This is a genomic window from Ventosimonas gracilis (genome assembly GCF_001580025.1).
In the GTDB taxonomy this organism is placed as follows: Bacteria; Pseudomonadota; Gammaproteobacteria; order Pseudomonadales; family Pseudomonadaceae; genus Ventosimonas; species Ventosimonas gracilis.
Genome location: NZ_LSZO01000064.1, coordinates 1 through 673 on the forward strand (window position 1 = coordinate 1; position 673 = coordinate 673).

The 673-nt window shown below is 49.0% G+C and carries 2 protein-coding genes; both read right to left on the reverse strand.

The genetic code is table 11. The annotated features are described in order from the left end of the window. Window positions 1-75: 75 nt before the first annotated feature. Window positions 76-255 carry a hypothetical protein gene (locus tag AXE65_RS13750; protein WP_068388207.1) on the reverse strand — a complete coding sequence of 60 codons (180 nt, stop codon included), beginning with the start codon at window positions 253-255 and terminating at the stop codon, window positions 76-78. Window positions 256-352: 97 nt separating this feature from the next. Further along, window positions 353-673: head-tail connector protein (locus tag AXE65_RS03575; RefSeq protein ID WP_068388211.1), on the reverse strand; the 321-nt coding region annotated here is incomplete at its 5' end.

Sequence of the window (673 nt, forward strand, 5' to 3'; positions counted from 1 at the left end):
CCGCTTTGTGCGTCCTGGCTATTAATGGCTCGCTGTATCTCTACGCGGTGGCGCAGTTTGCCCGCTTGCATGCTGTTACCGGATCACTATCGGCTTGCCGGAAAGGTCAAACATCGGCGGTTCTTCCCGTTCGTTTGATTCGTCCAGTATTAATTGCCCTATCGCTTGTGTTTGTAGCGTGAGCGCTTTCGTTAATGCGTTTAATGCGTTGATCAAGTCTAATAGTGGTTCGGTTGTTGGCTTGGTTTTGCTCATCGGGTTTGCTCCATAAATGACGCGCTCTTTCCTGCGCAATACTTGCCCATTTTTTAAGCCACTGTCTGCGCTTTTCGCAGGCTTCGCAAATAATCATTTAAACCCTCCGGTATTTATAGGGCAGCCATAGCGCTTCAACCGCGTAGGGGGTTGTGTGCAGTAACCGGTCACTAACGGCCTCGCGATGGGCGTACCAATGGCCGATCAGTAATAAAGCACCTTGTTTGATGGCGTCGTTAATCATCAGTTCGTTGGTGATTTTGTCTTTATCCGGCAGTGTGTCCGGCGGCATGATCAGTTTACGTGCCGTCCATAATTCAAAGGTTGATTTTGCCGCGTTTAAATAAGCGGTTAATAAGGCGTCTTCGTCATCATGGTCGATGCGCAGGTGGTGTTTAAGTGGGGTTAAATCGAGCAT

Excerpts from the sequence above, each read along its gene's own strand:
- AXE65_RS13750 (WP_068388207.1), bottom strand. The coding sequence starts at position 255 with ATGAGCAAAACCAAGCCAACAACCGAACCACTATTAGACTTGATCAAC.